The sequence below is a fragment of the Rhodococcus sp. CX genome, assembly GCF_015865005.1.
Taxonomy (GTDB): Bacteria; Actinomycetota; Actinomycetes; order Mycobacteriales; family Mycobacteriaceae; genus Rhodococcus.
Genome location: NZ_JADZGH010000272.1, coordinates 30,492 through 32,731 on the forward strand (window position 1 = coordinate 30,492; position 2,240 = coordinate 32,731).

A 2,240-nucleotide genomic window follows, 5' to 3' on the forward strand; every position below is an offset into this window, starting at 1 on the left:
GCCGCCTACCCGCCGGCCGGTGCCCCCGCGGGTCGTGTGCTGACCGCGACCCTCCAGCTCGAGGACGGCAGCGGCCGCTACTACCAGCTCCGCGAAGGCAGCAACATCATCGGCCGCGGCCAGGACGCCCAGTTCCGGCTCCCGGATACCGGCGTGTCACGTCGCCATATCGACATCCGCTGGGACGGCGCGGTCGCGATGCTGTCCGATCTCGGTTCCACCAACGGCACCACCGTCAACGGCGCGCCGGTGCAGGACTGGCAGCTCGCCGACGGCGATGTGGTCCGTGCCGGTCACTCGGAGATCCTGGTCCGCATCCTCTGAACGGGATTCGACACCGAATCGGACCCGACTCGAGACCTGTCCGACGCGTAGCCGACGCGTCGGACGATGCGTCGAGTCGTACACAGTCCGTATTGTGGGTGACCTCAGCACACCGGATGCGAGTGCGCCGGTCGATCATGCCGAAGGAGGATGAGCCGTGCAGGGGCTGATTCTGCAGCTGACCCGGGCGGGTTTCCTCCTCCTGCTGTGGCTGTTCATCTGGGCTGTTCTGCGCACACTGCGCTCGGACATCTACGCCGGCGCCGCCCGGCCGCTGCCTCGCTATTCGGGCAAGCAGTCGGTGCTGCCGTCGCTGAGTCGCAACAAGACGGCGAAGTACCTGGTGGTGACACAGGGTGCGCTCGCCGGCACCCGCATCTCGCTGGGCACCCAGCCGGTGCTGATCGGACGTGCCGACGATTCGACGCTCGTGCTCACCGACGACTACGCCTCCACCCGCCACGCCCGGCTCTCGCCACGTGGCTCCGACTGGTACGTCGAGGACCTGGGTTCCACCAACGGGACCTATCTCGATCGTGCGAAAGTCACCACCGCTGTCCGCGTACCCCTCGGCACCCCGGTCCGGGTCGGGAAGACCGTGATCGAGCTCCGCCCGTGACCCTTGTATTGCGATACGCCGCCCGCAGCGACCGGGGTTTGGTCCGCTCCAACAACGAAGACTCCGTGTACGCCGGGGCACGTCTGCTCGCGCTCGCCGACGGCATGGGCGGCCACGCCGCCGGTGAGGTCGCCTCACAACTGATGATCGCGGCGCTCGCCCACCTCGACGACGACGAGCCGGGCGAGGACCTGCTCGGCAAGCTCGCCGCCGCGGTCCGCGAAGGCAACGCCTCCATCGCCGATCAGGTCGAGGAGGAACCCGAACTCGACGGCATGGGCACCACGCTCACCGCGATCCTGTTCGCCGGCAGCAAGCTGGGCCTGGCCCACATCGGCGATTCGCGCGCCTACCTGCTGCGCGACGACCAGCTGACCCAGATCACCCGCGACGACACCTTCGTGCAGTCCCTCGTCGACGAGGGTCGCATCACCGCCGAGCAGGCGCATTCGCATCCGCAGCGGTCGCTGATCATGCGGGCGCTGACCGGCAGTGAGGTCGAGCCGACCCTCACGGTGCGCGAGGTGCGCGTCGGCGACCGTTACCTGGTGTGCTCGGACGGTCTGTCCGACGTGGTCAGCGACGAGACGATCGCCAACACGATGCGCGAGGGCACCCACGACGAGTGCGCCGACCGCCTCATCGAACTGGCGTTGCGCAGCGGCGGCCCGGACAACGTCACCGTCGTCGTCGCCGACGTCATCGACCTGGACTACGGGCAGAGTCATCCGATCGTCGCAGGCGCAGCGTCCGGTGAGGACGAGGACACTCCCCCGCCGAACACCGCAGCCGGTCGCGCCGCGGCGATGCGCCCGCCGCGTGCCACCCCGAAGCGGGTGATCAGCGCGCCCGAACCCGAACCGAAGCGCAAGCGCAGCCGCCTGTGGTGGATCATCGGGGCGATCGTCGTACTGGCGCTGCTCGCGGCCGGCCTGGTCGTGGGTCGCACGATGATCCGCAACTACTACTACGTCGGCGCCGACGACGGCCGGGTCACCGTGCTGCGGGGCGTGCCCGGCAACGTGCTCGGCTACTCGTTGCAGGAACAGGCGCTCGTGGGATGCGTCACCGACGAGGGCATGCTGACGCTGATGGAACCCGACCACGCCAACTGCCGGGTCATGGTCGTCGACGATCTGCAGCCCGCCGCGCGCGAGCAGGTGCGGGCCGGTCTCCCCTCCGGCAACCTGGACGACGCGAAAGCGCAGATGGGCCGGCTCGTCGACGGTGATCTGCTTCCGGTGTGCATCGAGGAGAAGCCGGCACCGTTTCGGCGAGAACCGACAGGTCAGGGGAC

Annotated in this window: 3 protein-coding genes; all 3 read left to right on the forward strand. The window is 69.0% G+C overall.

Features of this window, described 5'->3' with window-relative positions:
* A partial coding sequence (locus I0Q12_RS34460; RefSeq protein ID WP_231611772.1) for an FHA domain-containing protein occupies positions 1-324 on the forward strand: 324 nt, incomplete at its 5' end.
* A 157-nt stretch (positions 325-481) separates the two neighbouring features.
* A complete protein-coding gene (locus I0Q12_RS30850) occupies positions 482-943 on the forward strand; it encodes an FHA domain-containing protein (RefSeq protein WP_072809145.1) in 462 nt (153 codons plus the stop codon).
* On the forward strand, positions 940-2,240 hold a 1,301-nt coding region (locus tag I0Q12_RS30855), incomplete at its 3' end, for a PP2C family serine/threonine-protein phosphatase (protein ID WP_197257771.1). The genes I0Q12_RS30850 and I0Q12_RS30855, both read left to right, overlap by 4 nt.